Annotated in this window: 27 protein-coding genes; 15 read left to right on the plus strand and 12 right to left on the minus strand. The window is 59.8% G+C overall.

Features of this window, described 5'->3' with window-relative positions; genetic code table 11:
* Window positions 1–309: 309 nt before the first annotated feature.
* Window positions 310–858, plus strand: coding sequence for an RNA polymerase factor sigma-70 (locus ACIOYV_RS10595; RefSeq protein ID WP_054614033.1), 549 nt, complete (start codon window positions 310–312; stop codon window positions 856–858).
* Window positions 859–992: 134 nt separating this feature from the next.
* Here the strand turns inward: ACIOYV_RS10595 and ACIOYV_RS10600 are convergent, their stop codons facing one another.
* The 4 genes from ACIOYV_RS10600 to ACIOYV_RS10615 form a co-directional block, all read right to left on the minus strand.
* Window positions 993–2,006 (minus strand): GNAT family N-acetyltransferase, encoded by a 1,014-nt coding sequence (locus tag ACIOYV_RS10600; protein WP_401323506.1) that lies wholly within the window; start codon window positions 2,004–2,006, stop codon window positions 993–995.
* A 152-nt stretch (window positions 2,007–2,158) separates the two neighbouring features.
* Complete coding sequence (locus ACIOYV_RS10605; protein ID WP_401323508.1) at window positions 2,159–2,989, minus strand: sugar-binding protein; 831 nt, start codon at window positions 2,987–2,989, stop codon at window positions 2,159–2,161.
* Window positions 2,990–3,123: 134 nt separating this feature from the next.
* Entirely contained in the window at window positions 3,124–3,918 is a 795-nt protein-coding gene (locus ACIOYV_RS10610) for a substrate-binding periplasmic protein (RefSeq protein ID WP_401323510.1), read from the minus strand.
* Window positions 3,919–4,010: 92 nt separating this feature from the next.
* Window positions 4,011–4,637: a TetR/AcrR family transcriptional regulator gene (locus tag ACIOYV_RS10615; protein ID WP_401323512.1), complete on the minus strand. Its 627-nt coding sequence runs from the start codon at window positions 4,635–4,637 to the stop codon at window positions 4,011–4,013.
* Between the two features lie 190 nt (window positions 4,638–4,827).
* Here ACIOYV_RS10615 and ACIOYV_RS10620 point away from each other — a divergent pair, with 190 nt between their 5' ends.
* The 8 genes from ACIOYV_RS10620 to ACIOYV_RS10655 all read left to right on the plus strand — a co-directional run bounded on the left by ACIOYV_RS10620 (window position 4,828) and on the right by ACIOYV_RS10655 (window position 14,168).
* Window positions 4,828–6,618, plus strand: a complete 1,791-nt coding sequence (locus tag ACIOYV_RS10620; protein ID WP_401323513.1) for an acyclic terpene utilization AtuA family protein — start codon at window positions 4,828–4,830, stop codon at window positions 6,616–6,618.
* A gap of 12 nt (window positions 6,619–6,630) precedes the next feature.
* Window positions 6,631–7,515 (plus strand): SDR family oxidoreductase, encoded by an 885-nt coding sequence (locus ACIOYV_RS10625; RefSeq protein ID WP_054052121.1) that lies wholly within the window; start codon window positions 6,631–6,633, stop codon window positions 7,513–7,515.
* A gap of 3 nt (window positions 7,516–7,518) precedes the next feature.
* The gene (atuC, locus tag ACIOYV_RS10630; protein ID WP_401323514.1) at window positions 7,519–9,135 is read left to right on the plus strand and encodes a geranyl-CoA carboxylase subunit beta; all 1,617 of its coding nucleotides are present in this window, start codon (window positions 7,519–7,521) and stop codon (window positions 9,133–9,135) included.
* 23 nt (window positions 9,136–9,158) lie between these two features.
* A complete protein-coding gene (gene atuD / locus ACIOYV_RS10635) occupies window positions 9,159–10,316 on the plus strand; it encodes a citronellyl-CoA dehydrogenase (RefSeq protein ID WP_265039968.1) in 1,158 nt (385 codons plus the stop codon).
* Window positions 10,313–11,110 carry an enoyl-CoA hydratase/isomerase family protein gene (locus ACIOYV_RS10640; protein ID WP_401323516.1) on the plus strand — a complete coding sequence of 266 codons (798 nt, stop codon included), beginning with the start codon at window positions 10,313–10,315 and terminating at the stop codon, window positions 11,108–11,110. The genes atuD and ACIOYV_RS10640 overlap by 4 nt, the downstream gene beginning before the upstream one ends.
* Before the next feature lie 127 nt (window positions 11,111–11,237).
* On the plus strand, window positions 11,238–13,199 hold the full coding sequence (locus ACIOYV_RS10645; protein WP_401323518.1) for an acetyl/propionyl/methylcrotonyl-CoA carboxylase subunit alpha: 1,962 nt from the start codon (window positions 11,238–11,240) through the stop codon (window positions 13,197–13,199).
* A gap of 71 nt (window positions 13,200–13,270) precedes the next feature.
* Window positions 13,271–13,813 (plus strand): exonuclease domain-containing protein, encoded by a 543-nt coding sequence (locus ACIOYV_RS10650; RefSeq protein ID WP_054052111.1) that lies wholly within the window; start codon window positions 13,271–13,273, stop codon window positions 13,811–13,813.
* Window positions 13,814–13,883: 70 nt separating this feature from the next.
* Entirely contained in the window at window positions 13,884–14,168 is a 285-nt protein-coding gene (locus ACIOYV_RS10655) for a pyrimidine/purine nucleoside phosphorylase (protein ID WP_054614024.1), read from the plus strand.
* Window positions 14,169–14,241: 73 nt separating this feature from the next.
* Here ACIOYV_RS10655 and ACIOYV_RS10660 read toward each other — a convergent pair whose 3' ends face one another.
* Complete coding sequence (locus ACIOYV_RS10660) at window positions 14,242–15,048, minus strand: MOSC domain-containing protein (RefSeq protein ID WP_401323520.1); 807 nt, start codon at window positions 15,046–15,048, stop codon at window positions 14,242–14,244.
* A gap of 184 nt (window positions 15,049–15,232) precedes the next feature.
* On the minus strand, window positions 15,233–16,168 hold the full coding sequence (locus ACIOYV_RS10665) for a chemotaxis protein CheV (RefSeq protein ID WP_133838221.1): 936 nt from the start codon (window positions 16,166–16,168) through the stop codon (window positions 15,233–15,235).
* A 443-nt stretch (window positions 16,169–16,611) separates the two neighbouring features.
* Here ACIOYV_RS10665 and ACIOYV_RS10670 point away from each other — a divergent pair, with 443 nt between their 5' ends.
* The 3 genes from ACIOYV_RS10670 to ACIOYV_RS10680 all read left to right on the plus strand — a co-directional run bounded on the left by ACIOYV_RS10670 (window position 16,612) and on the right by ACIOYV_RS10680 (window position 19,146).
* Window positions 16,612–17,082, plus strand: coding sequence for a hypothetical protein (locus ACIOYV_RS10670; RefSeq protein ID WP_290024955.1), 471 nt, complete (start codon window positions 16,612–16,614; stop codon window positions 17,080–17,082).
* Window positions 17,083–17,596: 514 nt separating this feature from the next.
* Window positions 17,597–18,490 carry a sensor histidine kinase gene (locus ACIOYV_RS10675; RefSeq protein WP_401324007.1) on the plus strand — a complete coding sequence of 298 codons (894 nt, stop codon included), beginning with the start codon at window positions 17,597–17,599 and terminating at the stop codon, window positions 18,488–18,490.
* The gene (locus tag ACIOYV_RS10680) at window positions 18,487–19,146 is read left to right on the plus strand and encodes a response regulator (protein WP_401323523.1); all 660 of its coding nucleotides are present in this window, start codon (window positions 18,487–18,489) and stop codon (window positions 19,144–19,146) included. The genes ACIOYV_RS10675 and ACIOYV_RS10680 overlap by 4 nt, the downstream gene beginning before the upstream one ends.
* Here ACIOYV_RS10680 and yegS read toward each other — a convergent pair.
* On the minus strand, window positions 19,130–20,047 hold the full coding sequence (yegS, locus tag ACIOYV_RS10685; RefSeq protein ID WP_401324009.1) for a lipid kinase YegS: 918 nt from the start codon (window positions 20,045–20,047) through the stop codon (window positions 19,130–19,132). The two genes, ACIOYV_RS10680 and yegS, sit on opposite strands and share 17 nt — an antisense overlap.
* Before the next feature lie 234 nt (window positions 20,048–20,281).
* Here yegS and ACIOYV_RS10690 point away from each other — a divergent pair, with 234 nt between their 5' ends.
* On the plus strand, window positions 20,282–20,545 hold the full coding sequence (locus ACIOYV_RS10690; RefSeq protein WP_401323525.1) for a hypothetical protein: 264 nt from the start codon (window positions 20,282–20,284) through the stop codon (window positions 20,543–20,545).
* Window positions 20,546–20,599: 54 nt separating this feature from the next.
* On the opposite strand, the gene glp is transcribed toward ACIOYV_RS10690, so the two are convergent.
* Window positions 20,600–21,787 (minus strand): gephyrin-like molybdotransferase Glp, encoded by a 1,188-nt coding sequence (glp, locus tag ACIOYV_RS10695; RefSeq protein ID WP_401324011.1) that lies wholly within the window; start codon window positions 21,785–21,787, stop codon window positions 20,600–20,602.
* Between the two features lie 22 nt (window positions 21,788–21,809).
* Window positions 21,810–22,349 carry a molybdenum cofactor biosynthesis protein B gene (gene moaB, locus ACIOYV_RS10700; RefSeq protein ID WP_401323527.1) on the minus strand — a complete coding sequence of 180 codons (540 nt, stop codon included), beginning with the start codon at window positions 22,347–22,349 and terminating at the stop codon, window positions 21,810–21,812.
* Between the two features lie 81 nt (window positions 22,350–22,430).
* Here moaB and mobA point away from each other — a divergent pair, with 81 nt between their 5' ends.
* Both mobA and ACIOYV_RS10710 read left to right on the plus strand, forming a co-directional pair.
* A complete protein-coding gene (gene mobA, locus ACIOYV_RS10705) occupies window positions 22,431–23,033 on the plus strand; it encodes a molybdenum cofactor guanylyltransferase MobA (RefSeq protein ID WP_265039978.1) in 603 nt (200 codons plus the stop codon).
* A gap of 77 nt (window positions 23,034–23,110) precedes the next feature.
* Window positions 23,111–23,332, plus strand: coding sequence for a YgdI/YgdR family lipoprotein (locus ACIOYV_RS10710; protein WP_054052090.1), 222 nt, complete (start codon window positions 23,111–23,113; stop codon window positions 23,330–23,332).
* A gap of 78 nt (window positions 23,333–23,410) precedes the next feature.
* Here the strand turns inward: ACIOYV_RS10710 and ACIOYV_RS10715 are convergent, their stop codons facing one another.
* From ACIOYV_RS10715 to ACIOYV_RS10725, 3 genes are all read right to left on the minus strand, one after another.
* Window positions 23,411–24,301, minus strand: a complete 891-nt coding sequence (locus tag ACIOYV_RS10715) for a pseudouridine synthase (protein ID WP_401323529.1) — start codon at window positions 24,299–24,301, stop codon at window positions 23,411–23,413.
* Between the two features lie 71 nt (window positions 24,302–24,372).
* Complete coding sequence (locus ACIOYV_RS10720) at window positions 24,373–24,693, minus strand: hypothetical protein (protein WP_054614016.1); 321 nt, start codon at window positions 24,691–24,693, stop codon at window positions 24,373–24,375.
* A gap of 151 nt (window positions 24,694–24,844) precedes the next feature.
* Window positions 24,845–25,081: a glutaredoxin family protein gene (locus ACIOYV_RS10725; protein ID WP_054052084.1), complete on the minus strand. Its 237-nt coding sequence runs from the start codon at window positions 25,079–25,081 to the stop codon at window positions 24,845–24,847.
* Window positions 25,082–25,098 lie beyond the last annotated feature (17 nt).

Consider the following 25,098-nt stretch of genomic DNA (forward strand, 5'->3'; position numbering starts at 1 on the left):
AAATGGCGTGCAGGGCGCGGTCTTCGCCGACCGCGCAAGGCTTGGGAATGCTGTTTTGGCCGGGACGTGTCCGGAACCATTCACCAATGAGAACGATTGATGTCTTGAAATAATTAGTCGGCAGCCTTGAACGGCAACCAGGCTGGGGCGCGACAGCGTGTCGCAGTTCGCACTCTGCACTTTTGTGGAGCATTAATTCTCTTTCTCAATTGACAATCATTATCATTCAACATAATTTGTCGCTCGATGTGTAGGACGGCTCCGAAACGCTTGTCGTCCCACAACCCTATTTGCAGCAAGGTGATTTCCATGACGGAACAAGTATCCACAAGCAGGTGCGATTCACCGCTACTTCAGGCTTTTGTCGACAACCGACTGATTCTGGTCAAAATTGCAGCCCGCATTACCGGCTGCCGGTCGCGGGCTGAGGACGTGGTGCAAGATGCGTTTTTCCGGCTGCAATCGGCGCCGCAGATCACGTCTTCATTCAAGGCTCAGCTCAGTTACCTGTTCCAGATCGTGCGCAACCTGGCGATCGATCACTACCGCAAACAGGCGCTGGAGCAGAAGTATTCGGGCCCTGAAGAGGAAGGTCTGAACGTGGTGATCCAGGGCGCTTCGCCAGAAACCTCGCACATCAATTTCTCGACCCTGGAACACATCGCCGATGCGCTGACCGAGCTGCCCAGCCGCACGCGTTATGCCTTCGAGATGTACCGCCTGCACGGCGTGCCGCAGAAGGACATCGCCAAGGAACTCGGCGTCTCGCCGACCTTGGTGAATTTCATGATTCGCGATGCGCTGGTGCACTGCCGCAAGGTGTCGGGGAGTCGGGCGGATACGTTTGCCCGGCGTTAAAAGCTTCGCGGGCAAGCCTCGCTCCTACAGGTTTAGCGCCAATCGCGCCATTACCTGTAGGAGCGAGCGGTGCGACGATTCGACTTGCCCGCGAAGGCTGACTCAAGACCGCAAAGAATCTTGAGCCCTACGCATCACGCCAACCTGCACCGATCAAAAAACCGCTCACGCCCCAGCACCATCAGCGCCGCGCGCTTGTGCGGGAAGTCGAACTCTTTCTCGCAGTGGAAACACTGGTTGTGCATATGCCCGATCATCTTCGCGTTGTCGGCGCGAGGCTCGGCGACTACGCGCTGGGTGCGCGGATCATCCAGAAACAGGTAATGCACCAGCGCCGATAACCAGCTCGCGACTTTGTGCGGGCCACGATGCGCCTCCTCCCCCACCAACATGTGAATGCCACGGTCGTAATCGCCGGCGTCATAGAACGGCGCGATGCGATCTTCCTTGGCCCAGTAGGCTTCAAAATAGGCGAACGGCTGATCATCGAAACAACCGATCAGCGTCAGGGTGTGCGGATCGGCGTCGAGCTTGGTCAAGTACTCGCGATGCTTCTCGAGGCTGCCCTGCTCTTCCCAGAAACTCGCGACTCGCGGGCTGTTCTGCCAGCGATTGAAGCGCGGCAGGTCCTGTTCGATTTCTACCGTGCGCAAGGAAATCCACGTACCGAGGCGTGCGTCGAAACGTCGATAGACTTCACCGCGAGGTTTGGCCGGGCGCAACGGATGGCGCTTGCCGGCACTGATGACCATTTGCTGTGGATAAATGCCCGTCAGCGACTCCCCCAGCCACGGCTGCGGCAACTGCCAGAACAGCGTGCGCTCGCAACGGTACTCACCGAGTTTTTCGGTCGGGATCAGCAAACCGCTGAGCAAGGCTTCGGTCGGCGCTTCGCCGAGGCGCCAAGTCAGGCGCTGGCAATCCGGATCACGCGCAAACAGCCAATAACACGCCGCCCAGAACGCCTGACCGGCAGGCAGCCCGAAGCGTTCTTCCACTTCGATGTGCAACCCGGGTTCGCAGGACAGACGCAAACGAATCAGCGGCTGCCCTTCCAGGCTGAGGCTCAGCCGGTTTTCGGTTTCATCGGCTACAAGACTGCGCCCTGACGGCAGGGCCAGGGCAGACAGGTCATTCAGATTGGACATGGGTCGGGCTCACGTATCGTCGACAATTCAACAAGTGACGTAAGCGAGAGAAGGAAATTTAACAAGTCATTCACCCGGCCGGCCCGATAATCGACAAACCGTGTGAAAGCGGTTGAGACGTATCGGGTCTCCCTTCGACGCAAGTTCCTCTACTACAACGTACGGACCAGAATATCGTCCACGTAGTAATCATTGCCTCCCCCGGTGGCGACTTCGCTGATGATACTTAACGTCATCGTCGTACTGCTCGGGATGAAGCTCCCGCACAGTATCACCCAATCAGTGGTGGGGATTTCTTCCGGACCGGCCACCACCACATCATCGGCTTGAAGCGCGAGAATCGGCTTTGTGCCCGCCATGCCAGATCGACTAGTCCTCAGGCTGAACTCATAGAGCTCACCCACCCGCAATTCGGAATAGGTTTTGAATAGAACCACGCCGTTGGAGGTATTCGTGTGGGTCCTGTTGTGAAGCACGTCATTACCGTCAGGCATTCTGACAATGACCAGATCCCTTGGATCGGAAGCCGCCGGCCCGACCTGCCAGCCGTTGTAATCATCAGTGAAGGTTGTGAGGTCCTGCCACGGCACATTCACCCGCAGACTCAACGGCGCAAACAGCAACGGGCAGACGCCGCAGCAATCGTCGAACGCCACTTGGAAAATAAATACCAGTGAACTGCCATGCCGCAGATCACCGAGCTCATCCCAAGGGATCGTTCGCTGCCAACCCTCGTAGACTTCGACTTCAGTGACCGGCTCCGCATACGCCACGCGCAACATGAAGGGGCTATCGTCATAGTGTGTCCCGCAAACATGCAGCGTTGCCGTGTTGGACGGCGCCATGAACGGCCACGGTTCAACGCGCACCGCAATGCCCTCATCTGCATCTTCGGCGGGCCTTACGCTGAGACGATTATCAGGGGTATGCGCAACGTTGATTGATGGAACACATTTCAGATTGACGAAGACGGGTTGTGCCATGACAAGGACCTCTCGACAAAGTCAGCCCAGTAATAGAGCTGACGACAGGAGGCCATCTAAACGTTTGGCTCGCGGACTTTCTACTGTCAGATCTGACAGGTCAGTGGCAAAAACCCGCTTCTTTAGATAAGCGGTCAGGGCTTGGGCACCGGCACCACGGCGATCTTGTACGGCTCGAAAATCTTCAGCATCTGGCCGTTGTCGCGCAAGCCTTGCAGCAACTGGCTGAACGCAGGGCCACTGATCGGCGCGCTCGGGCTGAGCAGCGCGTAGTGGTGATAGACCTGATCGATGCGCTGGGACACCAGCAATTCATCGGCGACTTTTTCGTTACGCAGCAGGTAATCGCTCAGGTAAGAGCGCGTGACCAGGGCAATGTCCGCGCGATCACGCAGCACCATCAGCAGGTTGCTGTCATGGGAATAGGTCAGCGTGGCGTTGTAATTCTGCGCGAGGAATTTCGGGTCGGCGTTGAAGTTGGCGAATTCGTAGTGATAGCCACTGAACAGTGCGAGACGCTTGCCCGTGAGGTCGGCAAAGTAACTCTGCTGACGATCGGGTTTACGTTGCGCGACAAAAATCTCGGCGTCTTCCAGGCCCATGTCGACCGTGGTGTGCGGAATTTCCTTCCAGCCCCAATCCGGGTTCTCGAAGATCGCCATGTCCACCCGGCCCTGCTTGAAATCACCGAAACGCCGGGGAATAGAAGTGGGCACCAGCACGAACTGATAATCGGTTTGCAATTGATTCAGGGCTTCGACCAATTGCGGCAACAGACCGGTGTCGGCACCTGATTCCGGGCGCACAGTGTAAGGCGGGAAATGCGCGGCGCCGACACGCACCTGTTGCGCCGCCTGGGACGGTAATACCCATAGCGCCGCGAATGCCGCCAGCAAAAGCCGCGAGACCGTCCAACTTGGCGAAGACATCAAAACAAACCACTCCCCGAAAAAATACGCATCAATCCATTCAAGCTAGGCGGTTTCGCCTACTTAGCCAGTTTATCGTCGAGATAGACGTCTTACTGCCGTTCTTCCAGCACCAGAATCAACGCCTCATCGGCCAATTGATCGAGGCTCATGCTGCCGCCTGCGCGAAACCAGGTGGTGGTCCAGGACAAGGCGCCCGTCAGGAAACGCCGGGTGATGAACACATCGCCGCGAATAAACCCGGCGTCCTTGGCTTCGCCCAACACTTGCAGCCAAATCTCTTCATAAATGTCGCGCAGGGCCAGCACGTGGACTTGCCCTTCCGCGGACAACGAACGCCATTCATACACCAGCACCGCCATGGCTTCGCCGCTGCCGCCCATGATCGACTGCAATTCGCAACGAATCAGCGCCAGCACCCGCTCGCGCACGTTGGTGGCCTCGGCCAAAGCCGCCTGCATCAACGCGGTGTTGTAGCGAATGGTTTCTTCCATCACTGCGCGCAGGATCTCATCCTTGCTTTTGAAGTGATGAAAAATACTGCCCGACTGAATGCCCACCGCGCTGGCCAGATCCCGCACCGTGGTGCGTTCATAGCCTTTATTGCGGAACAGATGAGCCGCCACCTGCAGCAGTTTGCCGCGAGCGCTGTCCGGGTCGGTCAATTGGCCGTTGTCGACCAATTCGCGCATCACCCTCAGGGCTTTTTGCTCGTCCACCCGTTCTCTCCTACAGTCGTTCAGTCAGATGCGCCGCTCGCCGCTAAATCAGCGGGGTTGCGCGGGCAATTTAAGCTGGCCGGGGCGACCAAGCAAGCGCTCGGGTAGAAGATATTTTCGACATTTACAAACCAAGCGCTTGCTTGGTAGTCTCGGAGCACTTCTGTCGGAGCTGAGCATGGAGTTGACTGTGCCAAAAACAATCCGCATCGGTTGCGCCAGTGCCTTCTGGGGCGACACCTCGACCGCCGCCGCGCAACTGGTGCAAGGCGGGCGCCTGGACTATCTGGTGTTCGATTACCTGGCCGAGATCACCATGTCGATCATGGCCGGCGCACGGATGAAGGATCCCGAGGCCGGCTATGCCAGCGACTTCATCGAAGTGCTCAGCCCCCTGTTGCCGCAACTCGCCGAACAGAAGATCCGCGTCATCAGCAACGCCGGCGGGGTTAACCCGCAAGCCTGCGCCGCCGCCCTGCAAGCGGCGTGCGACAAGGCCGGTGTGGCGCTGAAGATCGCCGTGCTGCTGGGCGATGACCTGCAACCGCAGTTCAAACAGCTCAGCAGCCAGGGCATTCGCGAAATGTTCAGCGGTGCGCCATTGCCACCGATGTGCGTGTCGACCAATGCGTACCTCGGCGCACCGGGCATCGTTGAAGCTATGCGTCTGGGGGCCGACATCGTGATAACCGGACGGGTGGTCGACAGCGCCGTGGTCAGCGCCGCACTGGTGCATGAATTCGGCTGGTCGTGGCACGACTACGACAAACTGGCCCAGGCCGCGCTGGCCGGGCACATCATCGAGTGTGGCGCGCAGTGCACCGGCGGCAACTTCACCGACTGGCGCGAGGTGCCCGACTACGAGCACATCGGTTTTCCCATCGTCGAAGTCAGCGCCGACAGCCAGTTCATCGTCAGCAAGCCCGAAGGCTCCGGTGGGCTGGTCACGCCGCTGACCGTCGGCGAGCAGATGCTCTATGAAATCGGCGACCCGCGAGCCTATCTGCTGCCGGACGTGGTCTGCGATTTCAGTCAGGTCAAACTTCAGCAACAGGGCAAAAACGCGGTGCAGGTGCACGGCGCCAAAGGCCTGCCTCCGACGGATCAATACAAGGTCAGCGCGACTTACCCGGACGGTTTTCGCTGCACCGCCAGTTGCCTGATCGCCGGTATCGATGCGGTGGACAAGGCGCGGCGGGTCAGCGAGGCGATCATCAACAAGACGTCGGAGATTTTCAGCCAGCGCGGCTGGGCGCCCTACAGCGAAGTCAACATCGAACTGCTCGGCAGCGAGGCCACCTACGGCCCCCACGGCCAGCGCCAGGACAGCCGCGAAGTGGTGATCAAACTCGCCGTGCGCCACCCGAGCAAACAGGCGTTGATCGTGTTCTCCCGGGAAATCGCCCAGGCCGCCACCGGCATGGCACCGGGATTGACCGGAATCGTTGGCGGCCGGCCGACGGTGTATCCGCTGATCCGGCTGTTCTCGTTCCTGATCGACAAAACCGCCTGCACGCTGGAGATTGATCTCAAGGGTCAACGCCACCCTTGTGCCCTGCCCGCCCTCGATGCGCTCGACCCCGCTGATTTGCCCGTGCCGTTCGAGCCACCCAAACCCACCGAGCGCGCCGACGCCAGTGTCGCGCTGATCAAACTCGCGGTGGCCCGCTCCGGCGACAAGGGCAACCACAGCAACATCGGGGTCATGGCGCGGGATCCGCAGTTCCTGCCATGGATTGCCGAAGCGCTGACGCCGGAGGTGATCGTCGACTGGATGAGCCATCTGCTTGATCCGGTCCACGGGCGTGTCGAGCGCTGGTATTTGCCCGGCACCCACAGCTTGAATTTCCTGCTGGAAAACGCCCTCGGCGGTGGCGGCGTGGCGAGCCTGCGGATCGATCCGCAAGGCAAGGCCTTCGCCCAGCAACTGCTGGAGATCCAGATTCCGGTGCCCCAGCGCATCGCCGACCAGGTCAACTAGAGGACCGCTGCCATGGCTTACGACTCGATTTTCAAACCCGATCTGTTCGCCGGCCAAACCATTATTGTCACTGGCGGCGGCAGCGGCATCGGCCGTTGTACCGCCCACGAACTGGCGGCCCTAGGCGCCCATGTGCTGCTGGTGGGGCGCAACGCCGACAAATTGAGAAACGTCGCCACCGAGATTGCCGAGGACGGCGGCAAGGCTGACTGGAAGACCTGCGATATTCGCGAGGAAGAAGCGGTCAAGCATCTGGTCAGCGAGTTGATCCGCCTGTTCGGTCCGATCCACGGCCTGGTCAACAATGCCGGCGGACAATTCCCGTCACCACTGGCCTCGATCAACCAGAAAGGATTCGAAACCGTGATGCGCACCAACCTGGTGGGCGGCTTCCTGATGGCCCGGGAAGTGTTCAACCAATCCATGAGCAAACACGGTGGGGCGATCGTCAACATGCTCGCCGACATGTGGGGCGGCATGCCCGGCATGGGCCATTCGGGGGCGTCGCGCTCGGGCATGGACAACCTGACCAAGACTGCGGCGTTCGAATGGGGTTACGCCGGGGTGCGGGTCAACGCCGTGGCGCCGGGCTGGATTGCGTCCAGCGGCATGGACACCTACGAAGGTGCATTCAAAGCGGTAATCCCGACCCTGCGCGAACATGTGCCGCTCAAGCGGATCGGCACCGAATCGGAAGTCAGTGCGGCGATTGTGTTTTTGCTCAGTCCAGCGGCAGCGTTTGTCAGCGGCAGCACGTTGCGTATCGACGGCGCGGCGAGCCTTGGCGGTCGCGCGTGGCCAATTCACAAGGCGCAGAACAGCGAATCGTACAACGGTTTCCACCGCGCCTATTTACCCGATGTACTGCGGCCCGAAGTGCTCAAGGACAAGGAATAAGCCATGCCGGTGATCGAGTCCCAGATCGACCCTTTCAGTGAACAGTTCGCGCAAAACCGCGCGGCGATGCTGGTGGGCATCGAGCACGTCCGCCAGCTCGAACAGAACCTGCTGAACAAGGCCGCCGAAGCCAAGGCCAAATTCGACAAGCGCGGCCAACTGCTGCCCCGTGAACGTCTTAACCTGCTGCTCGACCCCGGCGCGCCGTTCCTCGAACTGGCGAGCCTGGCCGGCTATAAATTGCACGACGACAAGGACGGCAGTTCCGCCGGCGGCGGCTTGATTGCCGGGATCGGTTATGTGTCCGGCGTACGCGTGCTGGTGGTGGCGAACAACAGTGCGATCAAGGGCGGAACCATTTCCCCCAGTGGGTTGAAAAAATCCCTGCGCCTGCAACAGATCGCCATGGAAAACAAACTGCCGGTGATCACCCTGGCCGAGAGCGGCGGCGCCAACCTCAATTACGCCGCCGAGATTTTCATCGAAGGTGCGCGCAGCTTTGCCAATCAGGCGCGAATGTCGGCCATGGGTTTGCCACAGATCACTGTGGTCCATGGCTCGGCCACTGCGGGCGGCGCGTATCAACCGGGCTTGTCGGATTACGTGGTGGTGGTGCGCGGCAAGGCCAAGCTGTTTCTCGCTGGTCCGCCGCTATTGAAAGCTGCCACTGGCGAAGTCGCCACCGATGAAGAACTGGGCGGCGCGGAGATGCACGCACAAACCGCCGGCACCGCCGAATACCTGGCCGAAAACGATGCTGACGGCGTGCGCCTGGTGCGCGAGATTGTCAGCCTGTTGTCGTGGAACGAGCAGTTGCCGTGGCTACCCGAGCCGCAGTGGAAGGAACCGCTCTACCCCATCGACGAATTGCTCGGCCTGATTCCGGACGATCCGAAAAAACCCTACGACGTGCGCGAAATCATTGCGCGGATTGCCGACGCGTCGAACTTCCTTGAATTCAAGGGCGAGTTCGATCAGCAGACGATTTGCGGCCACCTGAAAATCCAGGGTCGCGCCTGTGGCTTCATCGGCAACAACGGCCCGATCACGCCCAAGGGCGCGAGCAAGGCTGCGCAGTTCATTCAGTTGTGCGACCAGAGCCAGACGCCGCTGCTGTTTTTCCACAACACCACCGGGTTCATGGTCGGCACCGAATCGGAACAGCAAGGCGTGATCAAGCACGGCGCGAAGATGATCCAGGCAGTGGCGAATGCCCGAGTGCCGAAACTGACCATCGTCGTCGGCGGTTCCTATGGCGCTGGCAATTACGCGATGTGCGGTCGCGGACTCGACCCGCGCTTCATCTTCGCCTGGCCCAACAGCCGCACCGCCGTCATGGGTGGCGCACAGGCCGGCAAGGTGTTGCGGATCGTCACCGAGGCCAAACAGCTCAAGGACGGTTTGGTCCCGGACCCGAAAATGCTCGACATGCTGGAGCAGGTCACCGCGCAGAAACTCGACAGCCAGTCCACCGCGATTTATGGCAGCGCCAGTTTGTGGGACGACGGGTTGATCGATCCGCGGGACACCCGGACGTTGCTCGGGTATTTGCTGGATATCTGCCATGAGGCCGAGGTTCGGCCGCTGCAAGCCAACAGTTTTGGTGTCGCCCGCTTCTAGCGGCGCTCAGGAGAACAATAAAAATGATCTTCACCCAGGAACACGAAGCACTGCGCCGCACTGTTCGCCAGTTCGTCGATCACGAGATCAATCCTCACGTCGAGGAGTGGGAAAAGGCCGGGCGCTTTCCGATCCATGAGATTTTCCGCAAGGCTGGCGACCTCGGTTTGCTGGGGATTTCCAAACCGGAAAAATTCGGCGGCATGGGCCTCGACTACAGCTATTCGATCGTCGCCGCCGAAGAGTTCGGCACCATTCATTGCGGCGGGATCCCGATGTCCATCGGCGTGCAGACCGATATGTGCACCCCGGCCCTCGCCCGCTTCGGCTCCGATGAATTGCGTGAAGAGTTTCTGCGACCCGCGATCACTGGCGAGCAGGTCGGCTGCATCGGCGTCTCGGAAGTCGGCGCCGGTTCCGATGTCGCCGGGCTGAAAACCACCGCCCGCAAGGACGGCGACGACTACGTGATCAACGGCAGCAAGATGTGGATCACCAACTCGCCGAGCGCGGATTTCATCTGCCTGCTGGCCAACACCTCGGACGACAAACCCCACGTCAACAAGTCGCTGATCATGGTGCCGATGAACACGCCCGGCATCAGCCTGAGTTCGCACCTGGACAAGCTCGGCATGCGCAGCTCGGAAACCGCCCAGGTGTTTTTCGACAACGTGCGGGTCCCGCAGCGCAACCGCATCGGTCACGAAGGCGCGGGGTTCATGATGCAGATGTTGCAGTTCCAGGAGGAGCGTTTGTTCGGTGCGGCGAACATGATCAAGGGCCTGGAATACTGCATCGACAGCACCATCGAGTACTGTAAGGAGCGCAAGACATTCGGCAATGCGCTGATCGACAACCAGGTGATTCATTTCCGCCTGGCGGAACTGCAAACCGAAATCGAATGCCTTCGGGCGCTGGTCTACCAGGCCACCGAGCAGTACATCAAAGGCCAGGACGTCACGCGCCTGGCGTCGATGGCCAAACTCAAGGCCGGGCGCCTCGGCCGGGAAGTCAGCGACAGTTGCCTGCAATATTGGGGCGGAATGGGTTTCATGTGGGACAACCCGGTGGCCCGCGCGTATCGCGATGTGCGGCTGGTGTCGATTGGCGGCGGCGCCGACGAAATCATGCTGGGGATCATCTGCAAACTCATGGGCATCCTGCCGGGGAAAAAGAAATGAGCAGCTTGCCGGATTGCCAGACGCTGCTGCTCGAACGGCACAACGGCGTGCTGCACATTACCCTCAACCGTCCAGAAAGCCGCAACGCCATGAGCTTGCAGATGGTCGCCGAACTGCGCGCGGTGCTGGTGGCAGTGCATGACGACCGGGCCGTGCGGGCCTTGGTGATCAGCGGTGCCGGTGGGCATTTCTGTGCCGGCGGCGACATCAAGGACATGGCCAATGCCCGCGCTCAAGGTCCGGAAGCCTATCGCGACTTGAACCGGGCGTTCGGTGCGTTGCTGCAAGAGGTGCAACACGCGCCGCAAGTGGTGATCACGGTGCTGCAAGGCGCGGTGCTCGGCGGTGGGTTTGGCCTGGCCTGTGTCAGCGATGTCGCGCTGGCCGATCATCAGGCGCAATTCGGTTTGCCGGAAACCAGCCTCGGTCTGTTGCCGGCACAGATTGCGCCATTCGTGGTCCAGCGCATCGGCCTGACCCAGGCACGCAGACTGGCCCTGACGGCGGCACGCTTCGATGGCACCCAGGCACGGCGCATGGGCTTGGTGCATTTTGTCGAGCATGACGCGCAAGCCTTGGCCGAACGCCTCGAAGAAGTATTGGCGCATGTGTTGTGCTGCGCACCGGGGGCGAATGCGTTGACCAAAAAATTGCTGTTGGCGAGTGCCGGACAGCCATCCGATGAATTGTTGGATCAAGCGGCCGAGTGGTTCAGCGAAGCGGTGACCGGGGTTGAAGGTGTCGAGGGGACCATGGCCTTTGTGCAAAAACGAAAACCGGGGTGGGCCACTTAAAAACTTCGCGGGCAAGCCTCGCTCCTACAGGTTTTCAGCCGTGCCCAACATTTGCGCCCCCCCTGTAGGAGCGAGGCTTGCCCGCGAAGAGGCCATCACATCCACCGCATAACTTGAGAGACGACCGATGCCCGGACTCCGCAAAATCCTGATCGCCAACCGCGGTGAAATCGCCTGCCGCATCCAGCGCACCGCCCAGGCCCTGGGTTATCGCACCGTCGCGGTGTTCAGCGACGCCGACGCCGATGCCCTGCACGTACAGATCGCCGACGAAGCCATCAACATCGGCCCGGCCCCGGTGCAGCAGTCCTACCTGAACATCCCGGCGATCATAGAGGCCGCGCGCCGCACCGGCGCCGATGCAATCCACCCAGGTTATGGCTTCCTCTCGGAAAACGCCGAATTCGCCCTCGCCTGCCAACAGGCCGGCATCACTTTCATCGGCCCCAGCCCCGAAGCCATCGAGCTGATGGGCAGCAAGCGCCTGTCGAAACTGGCCATGATCCAGGCCAGCGTGCCCTGCATCAGCGGCTATCAAGGCGCCGAGCAGGACGACGCGACCCTCAGCCGTGAAGCCGAGCGCATCGGCTATCCGCTGATGATCAAGGCCAGTGCCGGCGGTGGCGGGCGTGGCATGCGCCTGGTGCACGACGCCAATGAATTGCTGGAGCAACTGCGCACCGCCCGCTCCGAAGCCCTGCACGGTTTTGGCAGCGATGAACTGATCCTCGAGCAGGCGCTGATCGATCCGCGCCACGTCGAGGTGCAAGTGTTCGGCGACCAGCACGGCAACCTGATCTACCTCGGCGAGCGCGACTGCTCGATTCAGCGTCGGCACCAGAAGATCATCGAGGAAGCGCCCTGCCCGGTGATGACCGCTGAACTGCGCGAGGCCATGGGCGAAGCGGCGCTCAAGGCCGGGCGCGCGGTGAATTATGTCGGCGCCGGCACGGTGGAGTTCCTGCTCGATGCGCGCGGCCAGTTTTTCTTTCTGGAGATGAACACCCGACTGCAAGTGGAACACCCGGTGACCGAACTGATCACCGGCCTGGACCTGGTGGCCTGGCAACTGCACGTCGCCGAAGGCCTGCCGCTGCCATTGCGACAGGATCAGCTGCAACTTAACGGGCACGCCATCGAAGTACGCCTGTACGCCGAAGACCCGGCCCAGGGTTTCCTGCCGCAGACCGGGCGTATCGTAGCCTGGGAGCCAGCGTTGCAAAGTGGCGTACGCATCGACCATGGCCTGATCGAAGGCCAGCACGTCAGCCCCTTCTACGATCCGCTGCTCGGCAAACTCATCGCCCACGGCGCCACCCGCGAAGAAGCCCGGCGCAAGCTTGTGCGCGCGGTGCAGGACAGCGTGCTGTTGGGCGTGCAAAGCAATCAGCGCCTGCTCGCCAGCCTGCTCGAACACCCACAATTTATCAGCGGCGAGTTCAGCACCGGGTTTATCCCGACGCACTTTGCCGAGCATCCTTGCCTGCATGCCCACGTCCCGAGCGCCGAAGAACTGGCCATCGCGACGGCGCTGCTCTATCAAGCTTCAGCACAGCAACACGCCGCGCCGTTGGCCGGCTGGCGCAACAATGCCAGCGTGCCGCTGCACTATCGGATCGGCGTGGAAGATCAGAATTGGAGCGTAGAGCTGAATGCAGTGCCTGGCGAGCCGTATCGGCTAAAGGTCGGCAATCGGATGCTCACACTGAAGATCATCCACTGCGACGGGCAGCACGCCATCCTGGAAATTGATGGCATCCGCCAACGTCACGCCTACCGCCTCGACGCCGGGCAACTCTGGCTATTCACCCGCCCCGGCAGCCTGCGGCTGGTGGATCGCACACAAATTGCAGTGACCAGTCAGGCCAGCGTCAGCTCCGGCACGCTCAAGGCGCCGATGGACGGGGCGATCGTCGACGTGCTGGTCAGCGAGGGCAGCACCGTCAGCAAAGGGCAGCTATTGGTAGTGCTGGAGGCCATGAAAATGGAGCATCCGTTGAAATCCGGCATCGACGGCGTGCTCAAGCGCTTGCAGGTAAGGGTCGGCGATCAGGTCAAAAATCGTCAGATTTTACTGGAGGTCGAATAAGGCGCTAGGCGGATCCGCCGGGTTTGGCTACGCTCAAGCCCTATCAGGACGCGGATACCAGGAACCCTGCGATGCCTCACTGGTTGGTCATTGATCTGGAAGCCACCACCGATGAGGGCGGCTGGCCAGTCACAGAGATGGAAATCATCGAAATCGGTGCCACCCTGGTGGACCGAAAAGGTCGGGAACTGGATCAATTCCAGCGCTTCGTACGCCCGACGCGTCGGCCGTTGCTGACGCCGTTTTGCCGCGAGTTGACCCACATCACCCAGGCTAATATCGATACCGCGCAGCCGTTGACCGAGGTCTGGCCGGCGTTCGAACGCTGGCTCGGCCAACATCATTCGCGCCTGGACGGTTGGGCCAGTTGGGGCGATTACGACCGCAAGCAACTGGTTCAGGAATGGCAGCGCCTGCAACTCGACAGTTTCTTGAGCCAGGTGCCGCACATGAACCTCAAGCAGCGTTTCGCCAAGGCGCGGCGACTGGAACGGCCGCTGGGGCTCAACGGTGCGCTGCAACTGGCGGGCATGCAGTTCAACGGCCAGCAACACCGGGCGCTGGAGGACGCACGCAATACCGCGCGGTTATTACCGCTGGTGCTGCCCATCTAGGAAGGTGACGGCGCAAGGGGCGTTGTGCATACTGGCCGGCCCTTTTAAGCCCTTTTTCGAGGAATCGCCCATGTTTAAAGTCAACGAGTACTTCGACGGCACCGTCAAGTCGATCGCCTTTGGCACTGCTGAAGGTCCGGCGACCATCGGCGTCATGGCCCCGGGCGAATACGAATTCGGCACCAGCCAGCGTGAAATCATGCACGTGGTAACCGGCGCCCTGACCGTCAAGTTGCCGGACAGCAGCGACTGGGAAACCTTCGCCGCCGGCAGCCAGTTCAACGTGCCTGCCAACAGCAAGTTCCAGCTGAAAGTGGCCGTCGACACCGCTTACCTGTGCGAATACCGCGGCTAAAACCCTGGGTTTTCACAGTGACAAAAAAATGCCCGTGTCCAAGGACACGGGCATTTTTCGTTCATGGCGCGGGTTACTCGAGAATCGTCACCGGCATGCCGACTTCAAGTCGACCGTTGCTGTCGTTGACCAGGTTCTGGCCGAACATCGCGCCATCCTCTTCGGCCCGATACTTTTGCAGCGTGGCCAGCGGCTCGCGATCATCGCTGCGGACACCGGTCTGCGGATCGATGGTGGTCAGGATGCACCGCGCGCACGACTTGACCACCCGGAACTCGACATCGCCGATTCGGATGCGCTTCCAGCCATCTTCGGCATAGGCCCCGCTGCCTTCGATCACCAGATTGGGCCGGAAGCGCAGCATTTCCAGCGGACGCCCGACTTTGCTCGAGAGGTCTTCCAGCGATGCCTGCCCGATCAGTAGCAGCGGGAAACCATCGGCGAACGCCACCTGATCATCGTCCTTGCCGTAACCGGCCTGGGTGCTGCGCGCGCGATCCAGTGGTACTTGCACCAGCCGCGTCGGCTTGCCGATGAACTGACTGACCCAGGCACCCGCCGCGTCGCCGGCATCCGGCACACGCAAGGTGTCGCGCCAAATGGTCACGCCGCGCAGTTCCGCCTCGTTGCCGGGCAAGGCGATATCGATGGGTGAATGGCCAGGCGCACTGAGGGTCAAGCCACCATCAGCATTCCACAGCGCCGACAACTGGCTCATCTGCGCCACCGCTCGTTGGGTCAGGAAACGCCCGCTGGCCTCATCTACCAGCATCCAGCGTCGATCACCGTCCAGGCCCAGTTTGTCGAGGCTGACCTGTTGCAGGGTCTCGCCCTTGGCGGATTTCAACGGATAACGATAAAGCGCGCTCAGACGCAGCATTGCCTGCTCCCTGGTGGGCAAAAAAAGTCACCCTATACGAGCTTGATCGCTGAATCAAAGGCAAAAAAAAACCTGTGGGAGCGAGCTTGCTCGCGAAGGCGGAGGAGCAGTCAACAGGGATGTTGAATGGACTATCGCTATCGCGAGCAAGCTCGCTCCCACAGGTTGATTGCTCGTGCCGGAATCAGGCAGGCACTTCGTCCAGCATCAGGCGCTGGCGCACTACATCCACAAGCTTGTCCGGCTGGAACTTGGAGAGGAAGTTGTCGCAGCCGACCTTCTTCACCATCGAGTCGTTGAAACTGCCGGACAGCGAGGTGTGCAGGACCACGTAGAGGCCGCGCAGGCGCGGGTCGTTACGGATTTCAGTGGTCAGGCGATAGCCGTCCATCTCCGGCATTTCCGCGTCGGTGAAGATCATCAGCAGTTTGTCGGTCATGACCACGCCGGTATCGGCCCAGGCCTTGAGCATGTTCAAGGCTTTCAGTCCGTCGCTGGCGATGTGCATCTTCACGCCCAACTGGCCGAGGGTGTCACGCAATTGAGAGAGCGCCACGTTGGAGTCGTCCACGAGCAGCACTTCACGACCACGGGCGCGTTCGAGCACCGGGTCATCGAGTTTCTCCTTGGACACCTTGGCGTTGTACGGGACGATTTCGGCGAGGACTTTTTCCACGTCGATGATTTCCACCAACTGGTCATCGACCTTGCTTATGGCCGTCAGGTAATGCTGGCGACCGGCGCTGGTTGGCGGCGGCAGAATGGCTTCCCAGTTCATGTTGACGATACGGTCCACGCCACCGACTAGGAACGCCTGCACCGAGCGGTTGTACTCGGTAACGATAATGGTGCTGGTCGGGCTTGGCACCAAAGGACGCATGCCGATCGCCTGGGACAGGTCGATCACCGGCAGCGTCTGGCCGCGCAGGTTGACCACGCCGCAGACAAACGGATGACGCTGGGGCATCAAGGTCAGTTTCGGCAGTTGCAGGACTTCTTGAACTTTAAACACGTTGATCGCGAACAATTGTCGCCCGGCCAACCGGAACATGAGAATTTCCAGGCGATTCTCACCCACCAGTTGCGTGCGTTGGTCTACCGTGTCGAGAATGCCGGCCATCAATGACTCCTGGGCTTGTTCTGATGAATTCACTAAAGAGGGTTATCGGCTGTTATTGCAGGACCTTGACCCCCCGACAAAATGCCATCTTCAGCCATTGATGTCACATTAACATCATGCTTTACTGGCCTCGTGATTTTCATCACGTTTCTTTCCCCGCCGCGCGACCTCGGTTTGCACGATAGGTTCCCCTGCGTAAGGGATTCCCCTAGTAACAATCAGGCCCAACCTGATATTCGCAATATCCAATAGCCATTAATGTGACGCCATTCTCATTGCATGAACGGAGTCAGGCTTTTGTGTGCGATCGCAGGTCAGTGGCCCTCCACCCTCTCGAGTTATCCAGCGTGCACAACAGCTCGCCGGGGTGCGCTCGCGCAAAAACTCGTGATTATCGACACACACGACATTCCCCCATCTGACATGACGTTGTGGAGATAAGCATGCCGAACGACCATAAAGAGGGGACTCAAGGGCTTCCCGAGTTTCTAGTCGAGGCTGAAACACTCCTGGCCAAAACCGAGGAATGCGTCAGTCATCTGCAACTGATCAGCCATGATACGGACGCAATCGATTGCATGCTCAGCACCCTGCTCAAGCTGGCAAACAAGGCCGATGCCTTGGGACTGGAAGCGGTGTCGGAGTTTTCGCTGCACATTCATGGTTTGTTGAACCATGCCCAGCATCAGAGGGTGCTGAACGACCTGGCCCTGGAAGCGCTGAAAGATTGCCTGACGCTGCTGGCCTGGCAACTCGAACTCATCGACCAAAGAACCGGCCAGTTGAGCCTGGATGAAAGCGAGCAGACATCGTTGATCGAAGCGTTTGCCTTTCAGGTCGGGCAAAGTCGCTTTCAACCTCCCGTGCATGCCAAACCGCTCACCCTCGTGACCTTCTCGGAACGGCAAGCTTAAATTTACCGGACAACTATTCGTTGGCTGGTTTTGTTATTGCCCGCACCCGGCTGATTAATTTGAATGCACATGTCGCAATTGAATATTTCATATCTGTCAACGACAACTCACTACAAATAACTATTCCAGTCGAGCACGGACTTTCTGTCTTGGGCTCAGGTAATGCCTGACTTTAAAAATAAAATCCAGGCACCTTCACTATCTTCATGTGACAAAAACCCAAACTTTTTCCATTATGGAACCAACGTCCATGCACCCTAATTCCTGACTGTATAGACATATATACCAAACGCGACCAACGGTATCTTAAGTGGTATTATGCCGGCCATTAATTGGCGTCAATTAATGGCACCGTGATTCCAGACGATAGCAAACCGCTAAACTTCAACGCTGTATTTCGTCCTTTGGTTTGCCCCGTTGAAGTCGGTGATTTACCCAAAAGTTTTTCAGACAGAGACTCGTCAGTCACCATGACGGGTCTACCCGCAGCGAACATCCATTGGCTCCATCTGCTATGTACGCCAGCCTCAAGTCAATCACCACGTGGCCACCTTCCCGAGTAAACGCGCGTCGGTTCACGCTGTTGCTGTGTACCTGCTCGGCGCTTGGCAGTTTGCTGGTCTATGGCCTCTCCACTCGCTTGCCGGCGAGCCTGCTGGTGCTCAACATCGCGGCACTGGCCTGTGTCTGGACCGGGCATCGACTGTCGCGCAAATCAATCAAGTTCCAACCTCAAGAGCTGGCCGACCGGCTTCTGGAAGTACAGGAAAACGAACGTCATCGGCTCAGCCGCGAGTTGCACGACGATATCGGCCAATTGCTGACCGCGGCAAAACTGCAAAGCGAATGGCTCAAGCGCCGACTGCCCGAAGACCTGCAGGGGCAATGCTCGGTGCTGTGCGACACCCTGGAAGAAACCCTGACCAAGGTGCGCGACGTCTCTGCCATTCTCAACCCCCGACAGTTGACCAGTCTTGGCCTGGAAGCCAGCCTGCGGGCACACTTGCTCAAGACCCTGGCCAATACCTCGGTGCACTGGAGCCTGGAATGCCATCAGCGCTTGACCGGCATTCCGGAAGAAATGGCCGTGGCCGCGTTCCGGATTACCCAGGAAGCGGTGACCAATATTTTGCGCCATGCCGAGGCCCGGAATTTGCTGGTGCGCGTGCAACGCCTACCCCAAGGCCTGACATTGCTGATCAGCGATGACGGCCTGGGTTTCGCGCCCGCGGCCAACCCCGGACGCGAGGGACAACGTGGAATGGCCGGGATGTCGGAACGGCTCGAGCAATTGGGCGGGACCTTGACCGTGACCAGCGAGCCAGGCAAAGGCACTCAAATCGAAGCACTTTTCCCCTGGGCGCCCCGCGCGCTCGAACGGGCCAGTACGAATAAGGTTATGCGTTGACTTGTAATTTACTTCTGGTGGATGACCACTCGCTTATCCGGGCAGGCGTGCGCGCTCTGGTGCTGGATATTCCCGGCTACGCGGTAGTCGGCGAGGCAAATGACGGCTCGCAACTGCTGGAGATGGTCGAGCAACTGTCCCCGGACATTGTCTTGCTGGATATCTCCATGAAGGAGACCGGCGGCCTCGAAGCCTTGCAGCGCCTCAAAAGGGTTCGCCCGCAAAGCAAGGTACTGATCCTGTCGATGCACATCGACCCGACGCTGATCATGCAGGCACTGGAATCCGGGGCTCATGGTTATTTACTCAAAGACACCACGGCGACTGAACTCGAACACGCCCTGGACGCCTTGCGCAACAACGAGCGCTACCTGAGCCCGGCCATCGCCCACACGGTGATCAGCCAGGCGCTGACCCGTACCCAGAAAAACCAGGCGCCGACCCAGAACTCCCATAACCTGACGGCACGCCAGCTGGAAATCCTGCGGCTGATCGTGCGCGGCAAATCCACCCGGGAAATCGCCAACGGCCTGGGCCTGAGCATCAAGACCGTCGAAACCCACCGCTCGCAGATCATGAAACGCTTGCAGATCTACGACGTGGCGGGCCTGGTGCTGTTCGCCGTGCGCGAACAAATCATCAGCCTGGACGATTGAGGGCTGGCGTTGAGCTGAGCAGCGGCGAGTTCGGCGGCAAGTGCACCCGCAATGCCGCCGGACGCGCTTCGAAACGCAAGTCGTCGCCCTCCAGCGGTTCACCATCCAGATTGATATGCAGGCCTTCCGAGACCTTGATCTCGACCCAGGGCAAACGGGCTCGCACGAACATGTTGTCGATGCCGAAGCCCTCGGTCAGCAAGTTCTTCAACGTGCCGACCACTTCCTGAGGCGCCGGCAGAATGCTGATGTCCAGTAATCCGTCGTCCACCAGTGCCTCCGGGCACAACACACGGCCACCACCGGCCTGTCGGCCATTGCCGATGCCCAACGCGAGTAATTCGCCACGCCAGTGAAAGTCCGGCCCCTGCAATTCGCCATAAGCGGCATGCAATTCGCTGAAGCGCGATAAGCCGGTGAACAGATACGCCGCGCCACCGAGGATTTTTTTCAGGTCCTCCGAGGTGTTGGCCGTGACGTTACTGCCAAATCCGCCGGTGGCCATGTTCAGGAACGCTTGTCCGCCAACGGTTCCCAGATCGATGGCGCTCGGAGCACTGTCCAACAGTTCCAGTGCCTGAGCGGGCTCCAGGGAAATACCGGCGGCGCGGGCAAAGTCATTCGCGGTACCCAACGGCAGCAGCACCAGGCTAGCCTCGTTCGGGTGTGCCGCCATGGCTTCAGCGATATCGCGCAAGGTGCCGTCACCGCCCCCGGCAATCACTTGCGTGTATCCGGCAGCCAGCGCTTCATTCACCAGGCGCGCGGCATCGCCGGCCTCCCAGGTCAGCCGGACCGCCAGCTCCCATCCCTGCTTGCGCTTGCCTTCAACGGCCGCGCGAACGTCCTCATTGAGTGCCTGCTTGCCATGCAGAATCAACAGCGCCTTGCGCTCATCCATTGCCATCACTCCCATGATTGGAATCCGTATGGGAGATGTTGACCGCACGGACACGCAAAAAAGTCAGGAAAACTTGAATTAATTCAGGGTCCCGGCGCCCGGGGTCCTACAACGCGGTATTTTTTCTTACGAAACATACGGAATCGGCTCAATTGACCGAGCCAGGTGATTGGTCCAACGTTGGGCCTAATGGTTTCAACCATCAAAATACAAACACACAAGGATGTGCACGCAATGAATGCAAACGCCCTAAGGGCTCATCAGGCTGAGTTCACACACAGCGCAAAACCTGCTGGAGAAGATATGGAACCTCGCGTCGTTGAGTTGGAAACCCACCTCAAGTACATCCGCCGAGACATGGACGAAGTGCGTGGTGACGTCAAATCCATCAAGCACCGACTGGCCTACCTGGCTGGCGCAAGCGCCGTGTTGCTGGGGCTTCTGGGGTGGATCGCCAACAGCCGGTTCGATCAGGTCGTGACGCTCCTGTCTCATTGAGCGGCAGGGTGACGCAAGGCACGGCTGGATCAGCCGGCCCTGCGTCGACAGGCATCAGCCCAAGACTTCACTCAGGGGGATGAAGTTGACGTATTCACCCTCGATCAACGTGCGATCTTCCAGCACCTCCACCAGGCCTTCGGCCCAGGCGGCGCTGCGCAGAACGCCGGAGCTCTGATTCCTGTAGATGATTGCCCGACCATTCTCGAGGCGCCCACGCAGGTACTCCCGTCGGTTGCCAGCCTTGGGCCAGACGAACCCTGCCGGCACCGGAAACTTCAACGGTTCGACCTCCTGGACACCCTGACGGCGCAGGAGATAAGGCCGCGCCAACAAAGCAAAGGTCACCAGCGTTGAAGCCGGGTTACCCGGCAAGCCAATCACCGGTACGCCACGAAAATGGCCAAACGTCAGCGGTTTTCCGGGCTTGATGGCAAGCTTCCACAATGTGAGCTCACCCTCTTCGCGCAAGGCAATGCCGAGGAAGTCGGCCTCACCCACAGATACACCACCGGTGGACAAAATCAGGTCGACATTGCTCAGTTCGCCCAGGCGAGCACGCGTTACCGCCAGATCATCCTCAAGAATGCCGGCATCAATCACCTCGCAGCCTAAACGCTGCAACCAGCTGCAAAGCAACACACGATTGCTGTTGTAGATCTGTCCCGGACCCAACGCCTGACCGGGCTCGATCAGTTCATCACCGGTGGACAACACCGCCACACGAACCTTGCGCACCACCGCCAGCTCGGCACATCCCAGCGATGCCGCCAGCCCCTGCTCGATAGGACCCAGGCGCGTACCAGCGGACAAGACCAATTCACCGACAGTGGTTTCCTGGCCCTGTGGACGAATGTTCTGGCCCGGCGTCATGGTTTCGGTGAAACGCACGCGCTCATCCGCCTGGACCTCGGCGTTCTCTTGCATCTCGACGCAGTCGGCACCGGCAGGCACCGGCGCACCGGTAAAGATTCGTGCACAGGTTCCTGGCTGCAATGGCTGCGGGGCCTGGCCAGCGAAAATCTTCTGGCTGACCACCAACGGTTCACCGCTCCAGTCGGCCAGACGCAAGGCATAACCGTCCATGGCACTGTTGGGCCAGGGAGGCAGGTCCAGCGTCGAGATCAGATCCTCTGCCAGCACACGCCCCTGAACCTGCGCCAACGGCAGGTGTTCACGCTCGCGGATCGGTGCTGCTTCGGCCATTTCCAGCAAGCGCGCCAGTGCCACCTCGACAGGCATCAAGCTGCCGGTCTTGCCGGGCTTACCCGCGGGATTCACAGGGGGCTGCCTGTTTCAGATGAGGGACGAAATTGCACGGGCGGTGCCGCGAATCCAGTTGCTCGGCAAGAATGCCATCCCAACCGGTACGCACGGCGTTGGTCGAGCCCGGCAAGCAGCAGACCAGCGTGCCGTTGGCCAGACCGGCCAGAGCACGGGACTGCACGGTCGATGTGCCAATGTCGGCCACGGAAATCTGCCGGAACAATTCGCCAAAACCATCGACCTGCTTGTCCAGCAGGCAACTGACCGCTTCCGGTGTGCTGTCGCGCCCGGTGAATCCGGTGCCGCCCGTGATCAGCACGACCTGCACCACATCTTCGGCAATCCAGGTGGCGACTTGCGCGCGAATTTTGTAGAGGTCATCTTTAAGCAACACCCGCTCCGCGAGGTTGTGACCGGCCGCGCTCAGGCGGTCGACAAAGACCTGCCCAGAGGTGTCGGTTTCCAGGGTTCGGGTATCGCTGACCGTCAACACCGCGATGTTGAGCGGCGCGAAAGGTACATCAGCCTTGGCTTTCATAGGCTCTTCCAGTTGTAGGGGAAACAGCCCGGTGTTATATCACAGCGCCTTAATTTTTCGCCGCCCCCATGGAGAGCTGCCATGACCTCGACTACACCGCTGCCGACCTGTTCAATTCTGCTCCTGGCGGGTGGACGTGGCCAGCGTATGGGCGGCCAGGACAAGGGGCTGATCGAGTGGCACGGTGAACCGCTGATTGCCCATCTGCACCGCAAGACCCGCGCGCTGAGCGACGACTTGATCATCTCCTGCAACAGAAACCAGGAAAAATACGCGCCCTACGCCGACCAACTGGTGGTTGATGATCACGCCGACTTTCCCGGCCCCCTGGCCGGTATCCGTGCCGGCCTGAAAGCCGCCCGCCACGCCTATTTGCTGGTGTTGCCCTGCGACGTGCCGCGTATCGACGCAGCCCTGCTTCAAGGCATGCGCGAAACCGCCGCACAACACCCGGACAATCCCCTGATGCTGCGCCACGGTGACCATTGGGAGCCGTTGCTGTGCATTATTCCTGTGGCCCTTTCAAATGCGTTCGAAAATGCCTGGAACGAAGGCGAGCGCAGCCCGGGGCGAATCATGCGGCAGCTGGGCGCCACCGCCCTGCAATGCCCGGACAACGACCCTCGGCTGGCCAACCTGAACACACCAGAACTGTTAAGTGCACACCACACTGTGTCAGACTGACACGAGAAGGAACTTGCGCTCGTTGCATACGTCTACAAGCTCAGTAACTAAAAGTATTCATATTCGGAGACACACTCATGACTCAACGGACCCTCGCCACTTTCATGCTCGCACTGGGCCTCGCTACCCTCGCCGGTTGCGCATCGCCAACAGTGATCACCTTGAATGATGGTCGTGAAATCCAGGCCGTCGACCAACCTAAATTCGATGAAGAGTCGGGTTTCTACGAGTTCGAACAGTTGGACGGCAAGCACACCCGCATCAACAAGGATCAGGTTCGTACCGTTAAGGACCTGTAATCCTTGCGGTGACAACCAGATACAGAAAAGCCCGCTAAATGCGGGCTTTTTCGTGGCTGAAGAAAAGTGCTCTGCCGATCACCACTGCAAGGTGATGGTGCTTTCGAAGGCGCGCTCTTCGCCGGTGACCGGGTCCACAAAGCGCAGCCCTTGGGCCAACAGCTTCAAGGGATTGGCGTAATCATCCTCGACGTCCTTGAGTACCTGCGGATAGAACGGATCATTGCAGATGCTGGCCCCCAAAGAAGTCATGTGCACCCGCAACTGGTGCTTTTTGCCAGTGACCGGGTACAGCCCGTAACGCCAGAGCTCACCGTTTTTCTCCCTGACCTCGACCGCCGTCTCGGTATTGCTGACACCCGGGCCTTCCTGCATGCGGAAGAACGGTTCGCCGTCCACGAGACGACTTTTATGCACCAGCGGGAAGGACAGCTCAGGCAACGCCCGTGCAATCGCCTCGTAGCGCTTTTCGATCTGGCGCGTCGGAAACAACGACTGATACGCAGAACGCGTCTGCGGGTTGGCCGAAAACAGCACGAGCCCCGCCGTATGCCGGTCAATGCGGTGCAACGGCACCAGATGCGGGTTATCCAGGCGGTGGATCAGTCGTCGCAGCAGGGTTTGTTCCACGTATTCGCCAGCCGGCGTAACGGGCAGAAAGTGCGGCTTGTCCGCGACTACCAAATGTTCGTCGGCATACAGGATCGACTCGACCACCGGGATCGGCTTTTCGTCCGGCACTTCACGAAAATAATGAATCCGCAGGCCTTCCTTGTACGGCAGGTCCAGGGCGATCGGCTGTCCCTGGCCGTCGAGGACACGGCCACGAGCGATACGGTCCAGCCATTGCTCACGACCGATAGCGCCGAAGTGCTCGCACAGGCAATCGAGCACGGTCTGCCACGGGCCCGGCGGCAAATAGAGGGTGCTGGCCTGGCTGTGTGCAGCGGAAAACGATGAAGTGGACATACGAACGCTCTAACCCTCAATACAGGGCGGCATTATCCAACAGCGGCCGGAGCGAACCTAGCGGAGAATCCTCAGGCCGGTATCGACTGGGTCCGCGCCGCCGCCTCGGTGAATTCCTTGAGCCAGCGCAGCACATCCACCGCTTCCCAGCGAACGGGATCGTAAAGCGCGTACATCAAGCCCTGATACCCCACGACATCCAGCTGCCGGTGATAACCCGCGCGCTGGAACAGGGCTTCGATCTCGGCGAAACAGGTGTTGAAATGCAGCTTGTTGAAGGGGGTTTTACCTTCCGTGACCAGGCCATCCAGACGCAATTCGAGGACCGCCTCGCGCACCACGTCGACTGACATCCGGTTCACGCTGTTCTTCAATTGTTCGACATTGACCACGGTTCATCCCTCTGACTAGCGGGATCACCTGGCCAAATCCGCAGGAGGAGGACGCATGGCAGGCAATCCGAATAACTGTATGAACATACAGTAACCGAATAACCTGCTTTTCGCCAATGGCGCAAACAACACCGCGACGGATGGGGAAGACCTAGCGCAAGAACGTCACGACCTGCTCGGCATCAAAGGGCCAATCCAGTTCAGCGCCGGTATCCAGGCGCCGCAGCACCGGGATACGCAGGCCGTAGTCTTCGACCCAATCCTCGTTTTCCGCGATATCCACCAACTCCACCATCAAACCGTGCTCGACCAAAGGCATCAGTTCGTCTTCGGCAAGTTCACAGAGATGGCAACCCAAGGTGCCGAACAGCTGACATTCAGGAGGCATGACAAACAGACCCGTTC

Origin of the sequence: Pseudomonas sp. NPDC087342 (genome assembly GCF_044744265.1) — a bacterium.
Taxonomy (GTDB): Bacteria; Pseudomonadota; Gammaproteobacteria; order Pseudomonadales; family Pseudomonadaceae; genus Aquipseudomonas; species Aquipseudomonas nunensis.

Excerpts from the sequence above, each read along its gene's own strand:
- ACIOYV_RS10715 (WP_401323529.1), bottom strand. The coding sequence starts at position 24,301 with ATGTCCACTTCATCGTTTTCCGCTGCACACAGCCAGGCCAGCACCCTC.
- atuC (WP_401323514.1), top strand. The coding sequence starts at position 7,519 with ATGCCGGTGATCGAGTCCCAGATCGACCCTTTCAGTGAACAGTTCGCG.
- ACIOYV_RS10710 (WP_054052090.1), top strand. The coding sequence starts at position 23,111 with ATGACTCAACGGACCCTCGCCACTTTCATGCTCGCACTGGGCCTCGCT.
- ACIOYV_RS10650 (WP_054052111.1), top strand. The coding sequence starts at position 13,271 with ATGCCTCACTGGTTGGTCATTGATCTGGAAGCCACCACCGATGAGGGC.
- ACIOYV_RS10645 (WP_401323518.1), top strand. The coding sequence starts at position 11,238 with ATGCCCGGACTCCGCAAAATCCTGATCGCCAACCGCGGTGAAATCGCC.
- ACIOYV_RS10625 (WP_054052121.1), top strand. The coding sequence starts at position 6,631 with ATGGCTTACGACTCGATTTTCAAACCCGATCTGTTCGCCGGCCAAACC.
- ACIOYV_RS10600 (WP_401323506.1), bottom strand. The coding sequence starts at position 2,006 with ATGTCCAATCTGAATGACCTGTCTGCCCTGGCCCTGCCGTCAGGGCGC.
- ACIOYV_RS10610 (WP_401323510.1), bottom strand. The coding sequence starts at position 3,918 with ATGTCTTCGCCAAGTTGGACGGTCTCGCGGCTTTTGCTGGCGGCATTC.
- ACIOYV_RS10660 (WP_401323520.1), bottom strand. The coding sequence starts at position 15,048 with ATGCTGCGTCTGAGCGCGCTTTATCGTTATCCGTTGAAATCCGCCAAG.
- ACIOYV_RS10655 (WP_054614024.1), top strand. The coding sequence starts at position 13,884 with ATGTTTAAAGTCAACGAGTACTTCGACGGCACCGTCAAGTCGATCGCC.
- ACIOYV_RS10665 (WP_133838221.1), bottom strand. The coding sequence starts at position 16,168 with ATGGCCGGCATTCTCGACACGGTAGACCAACGCACGCAACTGGTGGGT.
- ACIOYV_RS10605 (WP_401323508.1), bottom strand. The coding sequence starts at position 2,989 with ATGGCACAACCCGTCTTCGTCAATCTGAAATGTGTTCCATCAATCAAC.
- ACIOYV_RS10595 (WP_054614033.1), top strand. The coding sequence starts at position 310 with ATGACGGAACAAGTATCCACAAGCAGGTGCGATTCACCGCTACTTCAG.
- ACIOYV_RS10670 (WP_290024955.1), top strand. The coding sequence starts at position 16,612 with ATGCCGAACGACCATAAAGAGGGGACTCAAGGGCTTCCCGAGTTTCTA.
- ACIOYV_RS10675 (WP_401324007.1), top strand. The coding sequence starts at position 17,597 with ATGTACGCCAGCCTCAAGTCAATCACCACGTGGCCACCTTCCCGAGTA.
- moaB (WP_401323527.1), bottom strand. The coding sequence starts at position 22,349 with ATGAAAGCCAAGGCTGATGTACCTTTCGCGCCGCTCAACATCGCGGTG.
- ACIOYV_RS10640 (WP_401323516.1), top strand. The coding sequence starts at position 10,313 with ATGAGCAGCTTGCCGGATTGCCAGACGCTGCTGCTCGAACGGCACAAC.
- yegS (WP_401324009.1), bottom strand. The coding sequence starts at position 20,047 with ATGGATGAGCGCAAGGCGCTGTTGATTCTGCATGGCAAGCAGGCACTC.
- mobA (WP_265039978.1), top strand. The coding sequence starts at position 22,431 with ATGACCTCGACTACACCGCTGCCGACCTGTTCAATTCTGCTCCTGGCG.
- ACIOYV_RS10725 (WP_054052084.1), bottom strand. The coding sequence starts at position 25,081 with ATGCCTCCTGAATGTCAGCTGTTCGGCACCTTGGGTTGCCATCTCTGT.
- glp (WP_401324011.1), bottom strand. The coding sequence starts at position 21,787 with ATGCCTGTCGAGGTGGCACTGGCGCGCTTGCTGGAAATGGCCGAAGCA.
- ACIOYV_RS10690 (WP_401323525.1), top strand. The coding sequence starts at position 20,282 with ATGAATGCAAACGCCCTAAGGGCTCATCAGGCTGAGTTCACACACAGC.
- atuD (WP_265039968.1), top strand. The coding sequence starts at position 9,159 with ATGATCTTCACCCAGGAACACGAAGCACTGCGCCGCACTGTTCGCCAG.